This window comes from Actinoallomurus sp. CA-142502 (assembly GCF_050936355.1).
Classification (GTDB): domain Bacteria; phylum Actinomycetota; class Actinomycetes; order Streptosporangiales; family Streptosporangiaceae; genus Actinoallomurus; species Actinoallomurus iriomotensis.
Genome location: NZ_JBNJMY010000001.1, coordinates 10,031,049 through 10,049,504, shown reverse-complemented (window position 1 = coordinate 10,049,504; position 18,456 = coordinate 10,031,049). Strand labels below are relative to the sequence as shown.

The 18,456-nt window shown below is 72.8% G+C and carries 17 protein-coding genes; 13 read left to right on the top strand and 4 right to left on the bottom strand.

Going from position 1 to position 18,456, the window contains the following annotated elements:
* Nucleotides 1-17 precede the first annotated feature (17 nt).
* The 4 genes from ACQEV1_RS46985 (at nucleotide 18) to ACQEV1_RS46970 (ending at nucleotide 6,338) form a co-directional block, all read left to right on the top strand.
* On the top strand, nucleotides 18-800 hold the full coding sequence (locus ACQEV1_RS46985) for an EI24 domain-containing protein (RefSeq protein WP_433403995.1): 783 nt from the start codon (nucleotides 18-20) through the stop codon (nucleotides 798-800).
* Between the two features lie 102 nt (nucleotides 801-902).
* Nucleotides 903-2,666, top strand: a complete 1,764-nt coding sequence (locus ACQEV1_RS46980; RefSeq protein WP_433403993.1) for a hypothetical protein — start codon at nucleotides 903-905, stop codon at nucleotides 2,664-2,666.
* Between the two features lie 170 nt (nucleotides 2,667-2,836).
* Nucleotides 2,837-5,035: an acyl-CoA dehydrogenase gene (locus ACQEV1_RS46975; RefSeq protein ID WP_285635597.1), complete on the top strand. Its 2,199-nt coding sequence runs from the start codon at nucleotides 2,837-2,839 to the stop codon at nucleotides 5,033-5,035.
* Nucleotides 5,036-5,195: 160 nt separating this feature from the next.
* Complete coding sequence (locus tag ACQEV1_RS46970; protein WP_285635594.1) at nucleotides 5,196-6,338, top strand: hypothetical protein; 1,143 nt, start codon at nucleotides 5,196-5,198, stop codon at nucleotides 6,336-6,338.
* An 11-nt stretch (nucleotides 6,339-6,349) separates the two neighbouring features.
* Here ACQEV1_RS46970 and ACQEV1_RS46965 read toward each other — a convergent pair whose 3' ends face one another.
* The gene (locus tag ACQEV1_RS46965) at nucleotides 6,350-6,580 is read right to left on the bottom strand and encodes a hypothetical protein (RefSeq protein ID WP_433403990.1); all 231 of its coding nucleotides are present in this window, start codon (nucleotides 6,578-6,580) and stop codon (nucleotides 6,350-6,352) included.
* A gap of 206 nt (nucleotides 6,581-6,786) precedes the next feature.
* Between ACQEV1_RS46965 and ACQEV1_RS46960 the strand changes: the two genes are divergently transcribed.
* A complete protein-coding gene (locus ACQEV1_RS46960) occupies nucleotides 6,787-7,752 on the top strand; it encodes a hypothetical protein (protein ID WP_433403987.1) in 966 nt (321 codons plus the stop codon).
* An 18-nt stretch (nucleotides 7,753-7,770) separates the two neighbouring features.
* On the opposite strand, the gene ACQEV1_RS46955 is transcribed toward ACQEV1_RS46960, so the two are convergent.
* The 3 genes from ACQEV1_RS46955 to ACQEV1_RS46945 are packed head-to-tail and all read right to left on the bottom strand — an operon-like array spanning nucleotide 7,771 to nucleotide 10,721.
* Entirely contained in the window at nucleotides 7,771-9,084 is a 1,314-nt protein-coding gene (locus tag ACQEV1_RS46955; RefSeq protein WP_433403984.1) for a serine/threonine-protein kinase, read from the bottom strand.
* 45 nt (nucleotides 9,085-9,129) lie between these two features.
* The gene (locus tag ACQEV1_RS46950; protein WP_433403981.1) at nucleotides 9,130-9,999 is read right to left on the bottom strand and encodes a DMT family transporter; all 870 of its coding nucleotides are present in this window, start codon (nucleotides 9,997-9,999) and stop codon (nucleotides 9,130-9,132) included.
* The gene (locus ACQEV1_RS46945; protein ID WP_285635582.1) at nucleotides 9,996-10,721 is read right to left on the bottom strand and encodes a class I SAM-dependent methyltransferase; all 726 of its coding nucleotides are present in this window, start codon (nucleotides 10,719-10,721) and stop codon (nucleotides 9,996-9,998) included. Before ACQEV1_RS46945 ends, ACQEV1_RS46950 begins: the two co-directional genes overlap by 4 nt.
* A gap of 142 nt (nucleotides 10,722-10,863) precedes the next feature.
* On the opposite strand from ACQEV1_RS46945, the gene ACQEV1_RS46940 reads away from it, so the two are divergent.
* From ACQEV1_RS46940 to ACQEV1_RS46905, 8 genes are all read left to right on the top strand, one after another.
* On the top strand, nucleotides 10,864-11,628 hold the full coding sequence (locus tag ACQEV1_RS46940; RefSeq protein WP_285635579.1) for a class I SAM-dependent methyltransferase: 765 nt from the start codon (nucleotides 10,864-10,866) through the stop codon (nucleotides 11,626-11,628).
* Nucleotides 11,625-11,930 carry a Trm112 family protein gene (locus ACQEV1_RS46935; protein ID WP_285635577.1) on the top strand — a complete coding sequence of 102 codons (306 nt, stop codon included), beginning with the start codon at nucleotides 11,625-11,627 and terminating at the stop codon, nucleotides 11,928-11,930. The genes ACQEV1_RS46940 and ACQEV1_RS46935 overlap by 4 nt, the downstream gene beginning before the upstream one ends.
* 41 nt (nucleotides 11,931-11,971) lie before the next feature.
* Complete coding sequence (locus tag ACQEV1_RS46930) at nucleotides 11,972-13,144, top strand: hypothetical protein (protein ID WP_433403978.1); 1,173 nt, start codon at nucleotides 11,972-11,974, stop codon at nucleotides 13,142-13,144.
* Nucleotides 13,145-13,182: 38 nt separating this feature from the next.
* Nucleotides 13,183-15,393: an acyl-CoA dehydrogenase gene (locus ACQEV1_RS46925; protein ID WP_433403976.1), complete on the top strand. Its 2,211-nt coding sequence runs from the start codon at nucleotides 13,183-13,185 to the stop codon at nucleotides 15,391-15,393.
* Nucleotides 15,394-15,483: 90 nt separating this feature from the next.
* Entirely contained in the window at nucleotides 15,484-15,885 is a 402-nt protein-coding gene (locus tag ACQEV1_RS46920) for a T6SS immunity protein Tdi1 domain-containing protein (protein ID WP_285635571.1), read from the top strand.
* 80 nt (nucleotides 15,886-15,965) lie between these two features.
* Nucleotides 15,966-17,513, top strand: a complete 1,548-nt coding sequence (locus ACQEV1_RS46915) for a hypothetical protein (RefSeq protein WP_433403972.1) — start codon at nucleotides 15,966-15,968, stop codon at nucleotides 17,511-17,513.
* Nucleotides 17,513-17,644 (top strand): hypothetical protein, encoded by a 132-nt coding sequence (locus tag ACQEV1_RS46910; protein WP_285583051.1) that lies wholly within the window; start codon nucleotides 17,513-17,515, stop codon nucleotides 17,642-17,644. The genes ACQEV1_RS46915 and ACQEV1_RS46910 overlap by 1 nt, the downstream gene beginning before the upstream one ends.
* A gap of 3 nt (nucleotides 17,645-17,647) precedes the next feature.
* Nucleotides 17,648-18,424: a glycosyltransferase gene (locus tag ACQEV1_RS46905; RefSeq protein WP_433403970.1), complete on the top strand. Its 777-nt coding sequence runs from the start codon at nucleotides 17,648-17,650 to the stop codon at nucleotides 18,422-18,424.
* Nucleotides 18,425-18,456: the final 32 nt, after the last annotated feature.

Below are 18,456 nucleotides of genomic sequence, written 5' to 3'. Positions count from 1 at the left end.
ACGCCTACTCTTGGCGCGTGAGGGATTTCTTCGCCGGCGTGCGCTACTTCGCCCGCGGTCTCGGCTGGGTGGCGCGGCGGCCGGGGCAGTGGCTGTTCGGCCTGATTCCGGCGCTGATCGTCCTGGTGCTGTACGTCGTCGCGCTGACGTTCCTCGGCGTCTACCTCTCCGACCTGGTGAAGGCGGCCAGCCCGTTCGCCGACCACTGGTCGAGCGGGCTGCGCGACACCGTACGCCTGCTGATGGGCGTCCTCGTCTTCGCCGCCGCCGTGATGCTCTCGATCGTCACGTTCACCGGCGTCACGCTCCTGGTCGGCGAGCCGTTCTACGAGAGCATCTCCGGCCGGGTCGAGGAGTCGGCGGGCGGCCGGCCGGCCGAGGTGGACGTCCCGCTGTGGCGGCAGCTCCTGCGCGGTCTCGGGGACGCGGTCGTCGTCGGGCTGATCACGGGCCTGTTCGCGGTGCTCTTCTTCGCGCTCGGGTTCCTGCCGGTCGTCGGGCAGACGGTGGTGCCGGTCGTGGCGGCCCTCGTGTCGGGGTACTTCCTCACGCTGGAGCTGACCTCGATCCCGCTCGAACGGCGTGGCCTGCGCCGACGCGAGAAGTTCGCGCTGCTGCGGCGTGAACGCGCGCTCTCCGCCGGCTTCGGGGCCTCGGTTTTTGTGGTGTTCCTCATTCCGCTGGGCGCGGTGCTGGCGATGCCCGGTGCCGTGGCGGGAGGCACGCTACTCGCCCGGGAACGCCTCGCTCACCAGGACGTTCTCGCACGTCAGGGCGTTTCTTCGGTCGATGTCGGGTGAGACGGCCGTAACCTGAGGGGCACGCGGGGGCTAAGAAGCTGTGGCCTGAGCGTAATTAGTGACGTAAGCGAGAAATGTTGATCTTCACGTACCCTGTGCGGCATGTCGGATCAGGGGGACGCCGGGACGTGGCGCCCGGCCACCAGCCAGAACGACCAGAATTCCGCGCCTGAGGAGACGACCGGGCCGCTACCGAAGATCTCTAAAGACGAGTCCGGCGGCCAGGGCTTTCCGTCCGTGAAGGGTTCGTCGTCCGGAGGCGGCACCTCTCCGTCGTGGTCCGCCGCGGATGACGAGGCGTCGACCGGGGGCTTCCCGGCCGTCTCGCCGTCGGATGAGCCGCCGGCTCCGGCGTCGCGCTCATCGCGCTCGCCGTTCGAGCCCAGCGAGAGCCCGCGCGAGCCCGTGGAGGAGATCGAGGACCCCGGGCCGAACGGCCCGACGCCGAAGTTCGGCACCGAGGTGCCCGACCCGAGACCGGGTGCGCGGCCCTACGGATCGTTCGACGACTCCTCCTCCTACGGCGACACCTCCTCCTACGGCGACGCCTCTTTCCGGAACACCTCCTTCAGCGACGCGTCGTTCGGCGACACCTCCTTCGACAACAGCTCCTTCGGCTCCTTCGGGTCCGGGTCGTTCGGCCCGACGAGCTTCGACGACAAGCCCGGCGGCGCCGCCGGATCCTCGAACGAAGCTCCGTACGGGCGCGAGGCGTTCTCCGCGGAGTCCTCCAACGAGTCCCCGTACGGGCGCGAGACGTTCTCCGCGGAGTCCCCGAACGAAGCTCCGTACGGGCGGGAGAGCTTCTCCGCCGAGTCCGCCGCGTCCCCGGGCGCCGGGGCGCCGGAGGGTGTCTCCTCGTCCACCGGCTCCTTCTCCCTGCCGCGCGCCGAGAAGCGCCCGACCGCCGCGGACGAGGCGGCCGAGGAGGACTTCTTCGCCCCCGACGACCACCCGCCCATGTGGGACAAGGTCGTCGCGCCCTCCGGCCCGCCGCCCAAGCCCGGTAAGCCGAGCAGCGGCAACCTGCGGCTCCCGGAGTGGATGCGGGAGGAGGGCGCCGCCGGCGGCGGTGGCGGAGAAGCGGGCGGCGCGCTCATCTCCTCCTACGAGGACGAGGACGGCCACTCCCGGCGTCCGCTCCTCATCGGGGTCGGCATCCTGGTCGCCGGTCTCGTCGCGGTCGCGGGCGTGTACTTCATGAAGAACAACGGAGGCAGCAAGGCCTCCACCGCGGCGGCCCCCACGACGGCGAAGACGCCCTCGCAGGGCCCGTCCCAGCCGGCTCAGGAGCAGCAGCCGGCGCGCAAGGCGCTCCCGCGGTTCAGGGGCGTGCACACGAAGGCTCTCGGCCGGGTCACGGACGTGCGGTCCGGCCTGTCGTACGCCCGGCTCTCCAAGCCGTGGGCCGCTGCGGCGAAGAACAGCCCGATGAACGAACTGGGCTTCACCGCGAGCCAGTTCGCCGTGACCGAGAAGGCCGGCGGGCAGCCCAAGCACTGGGCGCGGCTGATGAGCGCCGAGCTCTCCGGCGCGGCCAAGGACGCTTACACCGGCCCCGGCACCGAGCAGACCGCCGCGGCCGAGGCCGCGCGGGTGTACGAGGCGCGGATGTTCGGGTTCCAGCACAAGAAGCGGGTCCTGGCCAACCAGCCGCTGACCGTCGGCGGCCACAAGGGCTGGCTGGTCAGCGACTACCTGACGTACCGCCGTCCGGGAGTGAAGGCCACCGGTGACATCGTGGCCGTAGCCCTGGTCGACACCGGGAAGAAGACTCCCGGGATCGTGTTCATGACGCTGCCCAACACCAACAAGAAGCTCTGGCCGGACCTCAACTTCGTGGTCCGCTCACTGCGGGTCGGCTGACTCTCGCTCTGATACGCCCCGGTGGTCCTCCGCGACCGCCGGGGCGTTCGCGTGCGCGGCCGGACCCCCGTGAACCGAATCGCGTTCGTATCACACCGAATGCCATTCCAATACCCGCCCGGCGGCCTCTAGGGTAGGCCTCAGAGGACGTCGCGAATGGGGTGTTTCACATGGGGATCGGGCTGACCGAGGAGCACGAGGCACTGGCCGACGCGGTGCGCGGCTGGGCGATGCGTTACTCACCCGTCAGCGTCGTACGCGCGACGCTCGACGCCGAAGAGGAGACCCGCCCCGGCTTCTGGGCCGGCCTCGCCGAGCAGGGCCTGCTCGGGCTGCACGTCCCGGAGGAGTTCGGCGGGCAGGGGGCCGGGCTACTGGAGCTCGCGGTGGCCGTCGAGACCCTCGGGCGCGCGATGGTGCCCGGGCCGTTCCTGCCGACCGTGCTGGCCGGCGCGGCCCTGCTGCGGGCCGACGAGTCCGCCAAGGCCCGCGCGGAGCTGCTCCCCGGCCTCGCCGACGGCAGCGTGATCGGCGCCCTCGCCCTGGCCACCGGCCTGACCGGGCACCGTACCGACACGGGCCTGACCGTCAGCGGCACGGTCGAGCCGGTTCTCGGCGGCGCCCTGGCCGACGTGATCGTGGCGCCGGTGAGCACCGACGACGGCGAACGCTGGGTCGCCGTGGACGCCTCCGCGCTGACCGTGACCCCGCTGGCGAGCCTGGACCGTACGCGCCGGGTGGCCCGGGTCGAGGCGGCGGACGTGGCCGTGCCCGCCGACCGGGTCCTGACCGGGCTGGAGGGCCAGGAGGTGCTCGACCTCGCCGCCCTGCTGCTCGGCGCCGAGGCGGCCGGCATCGCCGCGTGGTGCGTCGACACCGCCTCGGAGTACGCCAAGGTGCGTGAGCAGTTCGGCCGGCCGATCGGGCAGTTCCAGGGCGTCAAGCACAAGTGTGCGCGGATGCTGATCGAGCTGGAGAAGGCCCGCGCGGTCGTGTGGGACGCCGCCCGCGCCTCCGACGACCCCGCCGATGAGTCGGGCTTCGCGGCGGGCGTCGCCGCGGTCATCGCCCCCGACGCCGCGCTCCGCTGCGCCCGCGACTGCATCCAGGTGCTCGGCGGCATCGGCTTCACCTGGGAGCACGAGTCCGGTCTCTACCTGCGCCGCGCCTCGACGCTGCGCGTCCTGCTGGGTCCGGCGAAGGACTGGTCCGGCTCCGTCGCGACGCTCGCGCTCGACGGCGTACGCCGCGCGGTCGAGGTCGAGCTGGACGAGGACACCGAACCCCTCCGCAACCGCATCCGCGCCGAGGTCGCCGAGCTGGCCGCGATCGAGGACAACACGGCACGGTTCGCCCGGATGGGCGACGAGGGCTGGGTGTTCCCGCACCTGCCGAAGCCGTGGGGCAAGGCGGCCTCGCCGATGGAGCAGGTGCTGATCCTGCAGGAGCTGCGCGCCGCGAAGGTCAAGGGCCCGCAGCTCGGGATCGGCGCGTGGGTGGTCCCGTCGCTGGTCACGTACGGCACGCCCGAGCAGCAGGAGCGGTTCCTGGCCCCGACGCTGCGCGGGGAGATGGCGTGGTGCCAGCTGTTCAGCGAGCCCGGCGCGGGCTCGGACCTGGCGTCCCTGCAGATGAAGGCGGAACGCGTCGAGGGCGGCTGGAAGCTGACCGGCCAGAAGATCTGGACGTCGGTGGCCCGGCAGGCCGAGTGGGCGATCTGCATCGCCCGCAGCTCGAACGAGCCGAAGAAGCACGACGGCATCACGTACTTCATCGTCGACATGAAGTCCGAGGGCGTCGACGTGCGCCCGCTGCGGGAGCTGACCGGCGAGGCGATGTTCAACGAGGTCTTCCTCGACGGCGTGTTCGTCCCCGACGACCGGGTGGTCGGCGAGGTCGGCCAGGGCTGGAAGGTCGCCCGCAACACCCTGAGCAACGAGCGCGTGCAGTTGTCCAGCGGCTCGGGGCTCGGCGCCGGTGTGAAGGAGCTGCTGAACTTCTTCGGCGCCCGCGAGCTGGACCAGGTCAAGCGCGCCGAGCTGGGCGAGTACCTCTGCGAGGGCCAGGCGATCGACCTGCTCGGCCTGCGCCTGACGCTGAAGCAGATCTCCGGCCACGAGCCGGGCGCGGAGGCGAGCGTCCGCAAGCTGCTGGGCGTGCAGTTCAACCAGCAGGTCGCCGACTTCATCTGGGAGTCCCAGGGCGCCGTCGCGGCGGTGGAGGACATGACCGGCGCGACCGGCCTGTGGGCGCGCTACATGCTGTTCAGCCGCTCGATGACGATCTACGGAGGTACGACGGAGGTCCAGCTCAACGTCATCGCCGAGCGCATGCTCGGGCTGCCCCGTGACCCGGAGCCCGGCAAGTAGTTCGACGCCCGGCCCGTACGGAACCGGCCCAGGATGGGCGAATGCCGGGAATTCGGCCGCCGCTCGTATCATCATGTTCCCGGAACGCGACGGTTGCCGGCAGCGTCGGATCAACGGTCGCGCAGGGCGGTGAGCGGGAAGGGACGGCGGTCGATCGGGGATGCTGACGCGTGTGATCGCCGGCTTCCGTAAGGAGGTTCCGGCCCGGACGCTGGAGTCGATCCAGCGGGCCGGTGTGGGGGTCTATCGCGCGCTCGACGACGCCGAGGCCGTACGCCGCGAGCTGGCCGGCCAGGGAGTCAGCGCCTGGCGCATGCCCGCCGCGGCGGCCGCACAGCAGCTGTACGCCTGGAACGCCTACGTCCTGCAGACGCTGGGCGACAAGATGATCGACGCGGACTACCGTGGCGACTCCCGCACGGCCGGCTACCTCCCCAAGGTCACGGCCGAGCAGGTGTGGGCGTTCTTCGGCCAGGTCGAGCGCTGGCTGTCGCTGAGCCGCCAGGCCGCGGCCAACCCCGGCTACCGGGTGGAGGAGCCGAGGTACCTGCCGGCCGACCTGCCCGGCTGGGTGGAGATCGAACCCTGCCCGGCCGCCCACCTGGAGGCGATGATCGCGGCGTGCGCCTCCGTACGGGAACACGCCGAGGTCGCGCTGGGCACCTTCGAGATCACCGCGTCCCAGGACGGCCGTCACGCCGAGATCGCCCGGCTGCGCCAGCTCGCGGCGGAGGCGGCCACGTCGTCCGACTACGCCATGCAGGCGTTCGACCGGACCGCCGGCCGGCGGTTGCACGAGGTCGTCGAAGAACGCCTGCGGCGAGCGCTGGAGATCTACTACCACCTCGGGCAGCTCATCGCGATGCCGATCCTGCTCAAGACCTACGGCCGGGGTCACGGAGCCGGGCCGATGGCCGGCCGGCTGCCGCTCCCGGGAAGCGGCGACTTCGACCCGTGGTGCCTGACCGAACGCGACGCGGTCCGACGCTGGCAACGCGATCCGCAGGCACGCCGGGTCATCAACGACCTGTGGCGGGGCGATCCCGATCCGGCGGCGACCCTGGCGATCCAGGAGCAGCTCAACGCCGCGCTCCGGCGCGACGACATCAGGCGTACCGGTGCCATGTACTACGCGCCGCCGTGGGCGCCGATCTATCGGGCGCAGCGCCCCGTGGTGATCGGCCGGCGCTGGTTGCAGCCCGGGCAGGACTTCACCTTCGAGGTCTCCGCCGAGCCGCTCCGCTACAACCGCCCCTTCCTCCGCCAGATCGTCACCGGCCCGTTCCACCAGGCCCGCCGGTAAGGCCTACATGCTCAGGGTTGACGATCTTCTGGGCGGACAAGGCCGGGAAGCTCAAGCCGGACGCTTCGCGGGACGTTCTTGAGCACCTTGTCGGCAAGCTGTTGGTCGTGACCAGCGGGCCGATTTCTTCGTAAATCTTCTTTAATGCCTGCTGCGCCTTCACCGACAGTGTTCAGGTCGACCATGAAGCGGTTGGCCATGGTCTGCAATTCCTGGTGACTGACCTCAAAGCCATTGGCCATATTGCCATCCTCGCCGGGCCAATTGTGCGTATCGATAGGCGCGATGCTGCCGTTTTGAGCCTGGGCGGGGCTTCGCCTTCGAGGTCTCCGCCGGGTCCCTCGGGGTGTCAGCACAGTAAGTAAAGATGCGATAACGCTGTGCGACGAACCGCTCTCCTGGGCCGTACGACCAGGAAAGACTGCTATCCGGCAAAGAACCGTCATGCTTGAGGGGGCTGATCGTGCCTTCGTCACGGCCGAAGCGGATCGGCGCACGGCGGCGAGCGGCGAGAACGGCTGTGCGGAAGCCTTGGTACAAGCGGGCGACCACGCGACTATTGGCCGCTGCGGGGGCAATAGCGTTGAGCGTCGCCACGTCTGTGATCACCGGCGTCGCGCAGAAGTTGGTCGATGGCGACTCTCAGGCCTCGCCCGCGACGTCGCCGGCGCGCTCGGCGGCCAAGATTCCGCTGGTCACCGCCGCGGCAAGGGTGCTGGAGGACCTCGACCAGGACATCTGGGTGGCGGGTTCGCCGGTCGAACTCACCCCGGCCCGGATCGCCCGCATCCAGCAGGCGAGGAACAGGGGCGGAACACAGGGCGACCTCCACGACTACCTGTCCAGCATGACGCAGGTGGGAGCCGTCAAGTCCGATGGCATCGCCATCGATCTCAACTTGGCCACCCGGGCGGCGAGCCAGGTGCGCGTCGACCGGATCAGGCTCGCGTCCCAGTGCCGGGATCCGCTCGCCGGAACCGTCTTCTACTCTCCGCCCGCCGGTCCGGCGATGCCGATCGGCAAGATCGGATTCGATCTCGACAGTCCGGCGCCGGTCGCTCGCAAACTGGTCGACGGTGACTCCGGGCAGCAACTGGGTGCCGACTATTTCGCCGACAACGTGCAGTACCTGAAAAAGGACGACGGGTTCGCCTATCGCGTCGTCGCGCGGACCAGCAAGCACTATTGCGAGTTCCGCATCCTGGTGGACGCGAGCGCCGATGGGGTGTCGCAGACGACGACCGTGGACGACCAGGGCCGGCCCTTCCGGGTGTCCGCCCTGGTCTGCGGCGACGGGCCGGTCCCGTGCCCGAGGTTCTCCGCCTACCGGCGGGTGTACTCGGGTGGCGTCGCGAACGCCGATGGAAACGGCTCCTGGACGGCCAAGGATCCGAAGACCTACAACGGTCTCTAGAGGTCGCGAGGCCCGCGATCAGGCGGCCTCGATCCGCAGGAGGGTCCGGCCGCTCTGGAGCACCACCTCGGCCTTGATGACGCCGGGGACGCGGACGGGCTGGACCCCGATGACGCAGCTCCTGCCGTCCAGGGCCATCACGGGGGGACTCACGGCCGCGATGCCGTGTCTTGTCTTCAGCCAGCCGTTCACGGTCTGGCACGCCGCATACGTGGCAGAGGTCGGGCATCCCGCGCCGCACGTGTTCTCGGCGGTGAGCGTCACCTGCGCTCGGCCGCCCCCGGTGTTCTTCTCCGACGTGCGGGTGTAGCCGCTGGGCGCGCCCAGGTCCTTGGCGATGCGCAGGTTGTGGTCGTAGGTGGAGTCGGCGCCGGTACGGAACACGAACGCGAACGCCGCCGCGGCCACCACGAGGGTCACCGCCGCGACGGCCAGTACGGGCCAGAGACGCCGGTCGCGCCGGGTCGAGGGTGGCGGAGGCGGCTGGTGGACGGGCGCCTGGCCGTGTGCCGGGTGACCGGAGACGAGCCCGGTCAGTGCGGCGTGGAGCTGGTCGCCGGTCGGGCGTTGAGCCGGATCCTTGCGCAGCAGAGCGCTGATGACCGGTTCGAGGAGGCCGGCGTGGACGGCGGTGGCGGGGTCCTCGGTCGCGACGGCGACGAAGGCCGCTCCGGAGCTGCTGCCGCCGAACGGGGGACGGCCTTCCACGGCCGTGTAGAGGGTCGCGCCCAGCGACCACAGGTCGGAGGCGGGGCCGGCCGGCAGGCCGCGTACCTGCTCGGGTGACATGAAGGCGGGGGTCCCCATGATCTCGCCGGAGCGGGTCAGGGTGGCGTCGTCGTCGACGGCGGCGATGCCGAAGTCGGTCAGGACGACTCGATCGCCCTCCAGCAGGACGTTGGCGGGCTTGATGTCGCGGTGGGTGACGCCCACCTGATGCGCCGCGCGAAGGGCGTCGAGGATCCGCAGGCCGATCCGGGCGACGCGCTGAGGCGGCAGCGGTCCTTCGGTCTTGAGGAGGTCGTGCAGGGACCGGCCATGGACCAGTTCCATGATGATCCAGGGCCGTTCGTCATCACCGACGACCAGGTCGTGGACGGTGATGATGCCGGGGTGTTTCAACCGTGCGGCCGCGCGTGCCTCGCGGTCCAGCCGCGCGATCCAGGTCTGCCGCTGGGCGGCGCTCAGATGCTCGGGGAACCGGAGCTCCTTGACGGCGACTTCCCGGTTCAGCTGCTCGTCGCGAGCGCGCCAGACGGCTCCCATGCCGCCCTGCCCCAGGAGATCGGTGAGCCGGTATCGGTGAGCGAGGAGCCGGCCGAGATCGTTCACGCGCCGACCCTAGCCGTCCCGCTCTCAGATGGACAATTGTGTATGTCAGCCCGCGGGGGTGCCGTCGTGCGGGAGGCGGAACAGGGCGATCGTGATGAGCGCCAGGCCCGCCAGGCGGAGGGTCAGGTCGGCCGGGTCCGGCGGGAGGTGTTCGCCGAACATCGGGGTGCCCGCCACCACGGTGTAGAGCGTGGAGACCACGGTCGACACCGGAGCGACGATCGACGCGCGTCCGCGCTGCAACGCCGTCTGGAAGACGACGAAGCCCGTCAGGGTCACCGGCACCAGCAGATACAGGTACGGCGAGGCCAGCGCCGAGGTGACGATCGGCGCCGGGCCGTGGAAGTCGATCGACGCCGACAGGCCCTTGGAGACCATCCCCGCGACGCCGTACACGATGCCGGCCGCCAGGCCGTACGGCACGTCATCGGCCGGGCGGGGCCGCGCCCGCCCGCGCGCGAACACCGCCACCCCGGCCAGCGTGGACGGCACCGCGACCAGCAGCACGCGTACCAGGTGGCCGCCCGTCCCGGGGACGTCCGTGCGCGGGTCCAGCGACGCGATGACGCAGGCGACCCCGGCCGCGATGCCCGCCAGCCCGGTCCACTCCCGCCCGGTCAGCCGCTCGCCCAGGACCGTCATGCTCAGCAGGAGCAGGAACACGATCCCGGAGGCGAACACCGGCTGCGCCACGGTCAGCGGGACGCGTGTCAGGACCACGAGCTGACCGGCCAGCCCCGCGAGGATCAGCCCGAACCCGGCCAGCCAGCGGGGGGCGGTCACCAGCGCCCGGACCAGCGTCAAGGGCAGCCGCACGTCCAGTGGCGGCAGCGCGGACAGCGCGCCCTTCTCCAGTACGAACCCGGCGTTGTAGGCGAGCGTGGCGACGAGCGCCAGCACCACGCCGAGGATCACGGTCGTTCCGGGCGCCGCGCCTGGACGAGCAGGATGCTGGCGGCCGACGGCCACCGGCACAGGAGCAGGTCCAGCGGGCGCAGGACGCCGGGCACGACGTGGGACGGCGCGCCGTCCACGCGCTCGCAGACGAAGCCCCGCGCGGTGAGGAACTCCGTCAGCGCCCGCTTGGTGAACATCCGCAGGTGACCGGCCACCTGGCGGCCCGGCCGCCCGTACACGCCGCGCATGCTGACCTCGGAGAAGATCGGCTGGACGCCGAGGGCGAGCAGGCCGCGGTTGTACCAGGCGGCGAGGTTCGGCGTGGAGAGGAGGAGCCGGCCGCCGGGGCGCAGCACGCGGTGGAGTTCGTCGACCGCGGAGTCGGTGTCGACGAGGTGCTCGATCACCTCGCTGAAGATGACCAGGTCGACGCTGCCGTCCGCCAGAGGAAGGCCGGGCGCGTCGAGCCCGCCGCGGATGAGCAGGAGGTCGTGGCGCCGGGCGGTCCGCAGCGCCGTCATCGACCAGTCGACGCCCACGACCGTGTGCCCGAGCCGCCGTACCAGGCGGGTGGCCGCGCCGTCGCCGCAGCCGACGTCCACGATGACCTGGGGCCGGTCCGCCCCGGCGAGAACGGCCTCGACCATCCGGAGCTGCCGCCGGGCCCGGCCGGCGCCGGAGCTGAGGGGAACGCCCGGGTCCTCGTAGAACCGCTGCAGCGCGCCGTCGCCGGTCGTCACCCTGACCGCTCCCTCCCGCGCACCTGGGCGGTCTCGTCGCGGATCGATCGAGCCGTGGACCGATTTGCGCCATTCTGTGGCGGTTATCATCCACTGTCAACGCCGTCCCTCCACCCCCACCGGCCTCGACAGGAGAGAGCGCATGGCCGCACCCCGGACGCTTCCGCGCCGGCCGGTCGGGTCCGTCGCGCCCGGCCGGTTCCGCTCGTTGCGGCTGTTCCGCGGCTTCCTCGGTGAGCAGTCCGACCCGGACGGCTTCTACGCGCTGCTCGCCGGCGACGCGGTACGGCAGATCGAACGCCACGTGGACCTCGCGGGCCGTACGGTCCTGGACGTCGGCGGCGGCAGCGGGTACTTCACGGACGCCTTCGACGCCCGCGGCGCGCGCGGCCTCCTCGTCGAGGTGGACCCCGGCGAGCTGTCCGGACGCGGTGGCCCCCGGCCGGGCGCCCTGGTCGGCGACGGCTGCCGGCTGCCGCTGCGTGACGCCGGCGTCGACGTCAGCTTCTCCTCCAACGTGCTGGAGCACGTGCCGGATCCGGCCGCGTTCATCGACGAGCTGGTGCGGGTCACCCGGCCCGGCGGCATCGTCTACCTGGCGTACACGCTCTGGCTCTCGCCCTGGGGCGGTCACGAGACCTCGCCCTGGCACTTCCTCGGCGGGGGGTACGCGGCGCGCCGCTACGCCCGGCGGCACGGGCATCCGCCCAAGAACCGGTACGGCACGAGCCTGTTCGCGGTCGGCGCGGGGCGGGTGCTGCGGCTGGTCCGCGCCCGCGACGACGTCACGGTGCTGGAGGCGCGGCCCCGCTACTACCCGCGCTGGTGCGGCTTCCTCGTCCGGCTGCCGGGGCTGCGCGAGCTGCTGACCTGGAACCTCCTGCTCATCCTGCGACGCGAGCCGTGACGGCCACCGAGCCCCGCCGCGAGGAGGCCGCCACGCTCGACGCCCGGCTGCTCCCGCTGCTGGCGTGCCCGGTGGACAAGGAGGCGCTGCTGTACTTCCCCGGCGACGGCCTGCTCTACAACCCGCGCCTGCGCCTCGGGTACCGGGTCGAGGACGGCATCCCGGTCCTGCTCGCCGGCGAGGCCGAGCAGGCCGGCGCCGAACGCCACGCGACGCTGACCGCCCGCGCCCGGCGCGGCGAGGCGGCGGCCACGCTCGGACGGGGCGAGACGACCGGACGCGGCGAAAACGGCATCGAATAGCATTTCCCTCGTACGTACCGTTCCCTTGACGACGGTCGCCGATGTTCCGAGCACCTGACGCCTGGATCCTCGCGTGCGCCGCGGCCCTGCTGGCCGGGTGCTCGCCGGGCGGAGGGCGGCCCGCGGCGGTGCCGGACCGCGCGGTGAACGCCCAGTGGCGGCGGGCCGGTGACAGGGCCGGGCCGGGGCAGTGGGACGGCGCCGACGGCACCACGTCGGTACGGCTCCCCGACGGCCGGATCGCCTGGTTCTTCTCCGACACCTACCTCGGCCCGGTGAACGCCGACGGCTCGCGGACCTCAGCCCGCCTCGTCCACAACTCCGTCGTCGTGCAGGGCCGTGACGGGTTCACCACGGTGTCCGGCGACAGCCCGGTCAACCCGCCGCCCGGCGTCCCGGGCTGGTACTGGGCCGGGGACGGCCGCGTGCGGAACGGCAGGGTCGTGGAGTTCTACCACCGGCTGAACGGCTCCGGCGCGGCGTGGGACTTCACCGAACAGGGCGTGGCGGTCGCGACGTTCTCGCTGCCCGGCCTCCGGCTTGAGAGCGTGCGCGAGCTGCCGGCCGGCCCGGTCCCGCCCGGGCGTACGCCGGTCATGTGGGGTGCGGCGTTGTCCGACGACGGGCCGTGGACCTATGTCTACGGCTACCGCGGCCATCTCGACCGGCCCGGCCGGCCCAAGTGGCTGTACGTCGCGCGCGCCCCGCGCGGGCGGCTCGCCGACCCGGCCTCCTGGTGGTACGACACCGGGCCCGGCTGGTCGGCGGACCCGGCCCGCGCCGCCGAGCTGCCGACCCGGGTCGACAGCGGGTTCGGGATCGCCCGGGTCGGCGACCGGTACGCGCTGGTCACCCGCCGCCCCTCGGCGGACCTCGGCGACGGCGACATGGTCGCCTACCTGGCCGGCTCGCCGGCCGGCCCGTTCCGCGCCGCGGACAGCGCGGTCGTCTACCGGGCGCCGGAGACCGCCTCGGGCTGGTTCGTCTACCAGGCGCGCGTCCATCCGGAGCTGAGCGGGCGGGGCCGCGTCGTGTTCTCCTACAACGTGAACACCTCGCTCGTGGACCGGCGGTGCGTGCCGCAGAACCTCCGGCAGGCGTCGGTCTACCGGCCGAGGTTCGTCTCCGCTCCGCTCGGCGTCTTCCGCCGTGGTTACTCCGCACCACCCGCGCGTCCGACGTCGATCGCCCCCGGCTGGTACCGCGCCTGCTGAGGACCGAATGGCATTCGGATTTGATCTATCGTGGGCGCATGGGCATAGGACTGACCGCCGAGCACCAGGAACTCGCCGCATCCGTACGCGCCTTCGCGGCGCGGCACATCCCGCGCGAGGCCGTCCGCGCGGCCCTCGGCCCGGACGCGAACGGGCGGCCGGACCACTGGAGCGCGCTCGCCGGTCAGGGCCTGCTCGGCCTGCACCTGCCGGAGGAGCACGGCGGGCAGGGCTTCTCGCTGGTCGAACTGGCGGTCGCCGTCGAGGAGATGGGACGCGCCCTCGCCCCGGGCCCGTACGTCCCCACCGTCTGGGCGAGCGCGGTGCTGCTCGCGGCCGGGGCCGGCGACCTCCTGCCCGGCCTCGCCGACGGCACCCGCTGCGGAGCGGTGTCCCTGGCGGGCGGCCTGACCGGGCGCCGCGACGGCGGCGCGCTCGTCGTGGACGGGGTCGCCGAGCCGGTGCTGGGCGGCCTGGCAGCCGACCTGTTCGTGCTGCCCGTCGCGACCGGCGACGGCGAGGAGTGGGTCGTGATCTCCGCCGCCGAGGTCGCGGCCGAGCCGCTGGAGAGTCTCGATCCGGTACGCCGGGTGGCGCGGGTCCGGCTGGACGGCGTGCCCGCCTCACGGGTGCTGACCGGGCTCGCCCGGCCGGACGTGCCGGCGATCGCCGCCGTGATACTCGGCGCCGAGGCCTGCGGCGTCGCCGGGTGGGCGGTCGACACGGCGGCGGCCTACGCGCGGACGCGGGAGCAGTTCGGCCGCCCGATCGGGCAGTTCCAGGGCGTCAAGCACAAGTGCGCCCGGATGCTGGTCGAGCTCGAACGCGCCCGCGCCGCCGTCTGGGACGCGGCGTACGCGGCCGGCCACGACTCCGGCGACCAGGTGGCGTACGCGGCCGGAGTCGCCGCCGCGCTGGCCCCCGACGCGGCCGTCTCCGCCGCCCAGGACTGCATCCAGGTGCACGGCGGCATCGGCTACACCTACGAGCACGACGCGCACCTGTACTACCGGCGGGCGCTGACCCTGCGGGCGCTGCTCGGCCGCGCGACGGAGCACCGCGCGTCGGTCGCCGCCCTCGCCCGGTCCGGCGTGACCCGCGACCACGAACTCGACCTGCCCGCCGAGGCGGAGCCGTTGCGGCGCGAGATCCGGGCGGAGGTCGCGGCGCTTGCCGCGCTCGGCGAGGCGGAGCGGGTCGAGGCGCTGGCCGCGGGCGGCTGGGTCCAGCCGCACCTGCCCCGGCCCTGGGGCCGGGCGGCCTCGCCCCTCGAACAGGTCGTCATCCACCAGGAGCTGCGCGTCGCCGGAGTACGCCCGCCCGCTCTCCTCATCGGCGCCTGGGTGGTGCCCTCGCTCGCCGCGCACGGCACGCCCGAGCAGCAGGAACGCTTCCTGCCTCCGACCCTGCGCGGGCAGATCGTCTGGTGCCAGCTCTTCAGCGAGCCGGGGGCGGGCTCGGACCTGGCCGGGCTGCGCACCCGCGCGGAACGAACAGAGGGGGTGGCGGGGCGTAGCCACGGGGGTGAGACGAGCGGCTGGAAGATCACTGGGCAGAAGATCTGGACGTCGCTCGCCCAGTACGCCCAGTGGGGCATCTGCGTCGCCCGTACCGACCCGGACGCGCCCAAGCACCAGGGCATCACCTACTTCCTGGTCGACATGGCGGCGCCCGGCATCGAGGTGCGCCCGCTGGCGGAGCTGACCGGGGAGCAGATCTTCAACGAGGTGTTCCTCGACGAGGTGTTCGTGCCGGACGCGATGGTGGTCGGCGCGGTGAACGCCGGCTGGCAGGTCGCGCGCGGCACCCTCACCGCCGAGCGCGTGAACCTGTCCACCGGCTGGCAACTCGGCGCCGACGTGCCGGGCCTGTTCGCGCTCGCCGAGGACCTCGGCGTCGCCGAGGACCCGGTCGTCCGCGACGCCCTGGGCCGGTTCGCCGCCGACGCGCACGTGTTCGCGCTGCTCGGCGACCGGGCCGTCCTCAAGCAGCTGTCCGGCGTGGAAGCCGGGGCGACCGCGAACGTCGGCAAGCTCGTCGGCATGGAGCACGGCCAGCGGGTGACGGAGTACGGCTTCGGGCTGCTCGGCGCGGAGGGTGCGCTGACCGGCCGGGACACGGACGGGCGGCGAAGGCACTGGACCCGCCTGCTCCTCGCCTCGCGCGCCATGACCATCGGCGGCGGCACCACCGAGGTCAACCTGAACGTCATCGCCGAACGCCTGCTCGGCCTGCCGCGCGACCCGTGAGATCCGGGCATTGTGCTCAGATCGGACGCACTCGCGTGTTTGGATGGCCGGGTGAGTAACGAATGTTTCCGGCTCATCGACCCCCTCCCCATGGCTGAGGCCGCGCCGGCCTGGGCGCCGCATTTCGAGCAGTTCGACATCGTCGTCGGTTACTCGGATCTGGGCCACGTCTTCATGGCAGGCCGCGACACCGGCGAGCACGGCGTGCTGCACCCGTACCGGTCGGCGGCCAAGAGCTACGGGGAGTTCGCGGATACGACGGAGTTCGCGAACACGATCCTGCGCGAGCCGGGCTTCGCGGAATACGTCCTGCGCCCCGACCACGTCCAGGAGATCCGCGACCGCCTCGGCTCCCTCGGCCCGGACCAGGTCTACATCGCCACCCCGTACCCGTTCGTCGGCGGCACCGAGGCCCCGGAGACCTACGACATCGGTGACGTCTGGGTGTTCCTCGACCTCGTCGCCCAGTTCCAGGCTCAGGTCGGCGGCTGAGCCGGCACACGGCGGTCGCGGCCGGCGCCGGGCTCCTGCTCGGCGCGCTGGCGCTGGGGCCCGCGCTCGCCCCGGGGTTCGTGCTCGCCTACGACATGGTCTTCGTGCCGCGGCCGGCCCTGTCCGAGGCGACGTTCGGGCTGACGGGCATGCTGCCGCGGCACGTGCCCAGCGACGCCGTCGTGGCCGCGCTGTCCCATCTCGCGCCGGCGGACGCGGTGCAGAAGGCGATCCTGCTGGCGATCTTCGTGCTGGCGGGCGCGTCCGCGTCCACGCTGGTGCCCGGCGACCGGCTCCTGCCCCGGCTCGCCGCCGGTGTCGTCTACGCCTGGAACCCCTACGTCGCCGAGCGCCTCCTGCTCGGCCAGTGGGCGCTCCTGCTCGGCTACGCGGCGCTTCCGCTCGTCGTGACGGCGGCGGCGCGCGGGGATCACCGGCGGCTGGCGCTCGCGCTGCTCCCGGCCGCGATCGGCGGCTTCGCGGCGCTGGCCGTGTCCGGCCTGGTCGCGCTCGTCGTCGCGGTGGCGCGCCGCCGGGGCGTCCGGCCGGTTCTCGCCACGGCGGTGATCCTGCTCCTGCTCGCGCTGCCGTGGCTCGTGCCGAGCCTGCTGCGCGCGTCGAGCGCGCCGGCCGACCCGGCGGGTGTGGCCGCCTTCGCCGCGCGCGCCGACACGCCGTTCGGCACGCTCGGCAGCCTGCTGCTGCTCGGCGGCGCCTGGAACGCCGAGACCGTGCCGGGCGGCTACGGCGGCGGGCTCACGGCGGCGATCTGGCTCCTCGTGGTGGTCGTCGCGATCGTGGCGTACGCCCGTGGCCGGCGGATTCCCGGGCTCGCCGCGGCCGCCGTGCTGGGGTTCGCCCTCGCGGCGCTCGGCGCGGTCGTGCCCGGCGTGCTGCGCGGCGCGATCGGGCTGTGGCCGGGCTTCGCGTTCCTGCGGGACGGCCAGCAGTACGTCGCGCCGCTGGCGGTGCTGGTCGCCGCCGGGGCGGGCCGGGCCACCGCCCGACTGCCCGGCTGGACGGCGCCCGCGCTGCTGGTCCCGCTGCTCCTGCTGCCCGGACTGGCCTGGGGCGCCGGCGGGCGGCTCCACGCGGTGCACTACCCGGCGGACTGGGCGCGGGCCCGTACGGCGGTGGCCGCCGACCCCGGCGACGTGCTCGTACTGCCCTGGGCGGCCTACCGGAGCTACCCGTGGAACGGCGGGCGGCGCGTGCTGGACCCGCTGCCGCGGTACCTGCCCGCCCGGGTGATCGTCGACGACGGCGTGAGCGTCGCCGTGTCCGGCGGGCGGGACCTCGGCCTGGCCGCCGAGGAGCCGCGCGCCCGCGAGCTCGACGCCCTCGTGCGCTCCGGCGACCCGCTGACCGCGCCGCTGGCCGCGCACGGCGTGAAGTACGTCGCCGTCGACGCCGGAGCGCCGGACGGCCGGCTCGCCGGCGCCGAACGCCTCGTCGCGGGCCCGGGCCTCACGCTGTACCGCCTCCCGGGCGCAGCCCCGGAGGATTCGTCCCACGTACCGCGATTGCCGGTCTACATTGCGTGGTTTATTACGTTTGCGACATTTATCTGGTCCGGGCGAGTACCGACTAGTAACCTCGAAAAACGATCAATTCCGAAGGAGTCATGATGCGGATCGCCGCCGCCGTGCTCGCCGGAGCCGTCCTCGCCCTGCTGACCTCTTTCGGCGTCGTGCGGGTCGTCACGACGTCCGAGAAGGATCCGGTCGCCAAGCCGCTGTACAACTACGGCACGCGGTGACCGGTGGGTCCGCGTCGCCGGCCCACTGAGGGAGCGCTGGACGTCGTCATCCCGGCGAGGAACGAGGCGGCGCGGCTCGCCCATGGCCTGGCGACCCTGTCCGGCGCCCTCTCCGAGCTCCCCGTGCCCGCCACCATCACCGTCGTGGACAGCGCCAGCACCGACGCCACCGCCGAGATCGCCCGGCGATGGTCCGGGCCGGTGCCGGTGCGCCTGCTGCGCTGCCCCCGGCCCGGCAAGGGCGCGGCGGTACGGGCCGGGCTGCTCGCCACGACCGCGCCGTACGTCGGCTTCTGCGACGCCGACATGGCCACCGGCCTGGACGTCCTCCCGGACGTGCTTGCCATGCTCCGCTCCGGCACCGAGGTGATCATCGGGTCCCGTCGCCATCCGGAGTCGGACGTGGAGATCTACGGCCGCCCGCTTCGCCGCGTCGGCGCCCTCACCTTCAACCGGCTCTGCCGCGACCTCACCGGCGGCGTCACCGACACCCAGTGCGGCTTCAAGTTCTTCGCCGGGCCGCTGGCCCGGGCCGCCGCCGCGGAGCTGCGCACGGCCGGGTTCGCCTTCGACGTCGAGCTGCTGGTGCACTGCCGCCGGCGCGGCGCCGCCATCACCGAGATCCCGGTGACCTGGCGCGACATGCCCGGATCGACGTTCTCGATCACCCGGCACGCGGCCGGCTGCCTGCGGGACCTGCTCCACGTCCGCGCGGCGGCACACCGGCCGGTGGCCGCGCCGCCACTGGTCCCGATCGCCGACGAACTCCGGGCCGGATGAGACGGGCGAAGAACCGGAACAGTGTCGCGGTC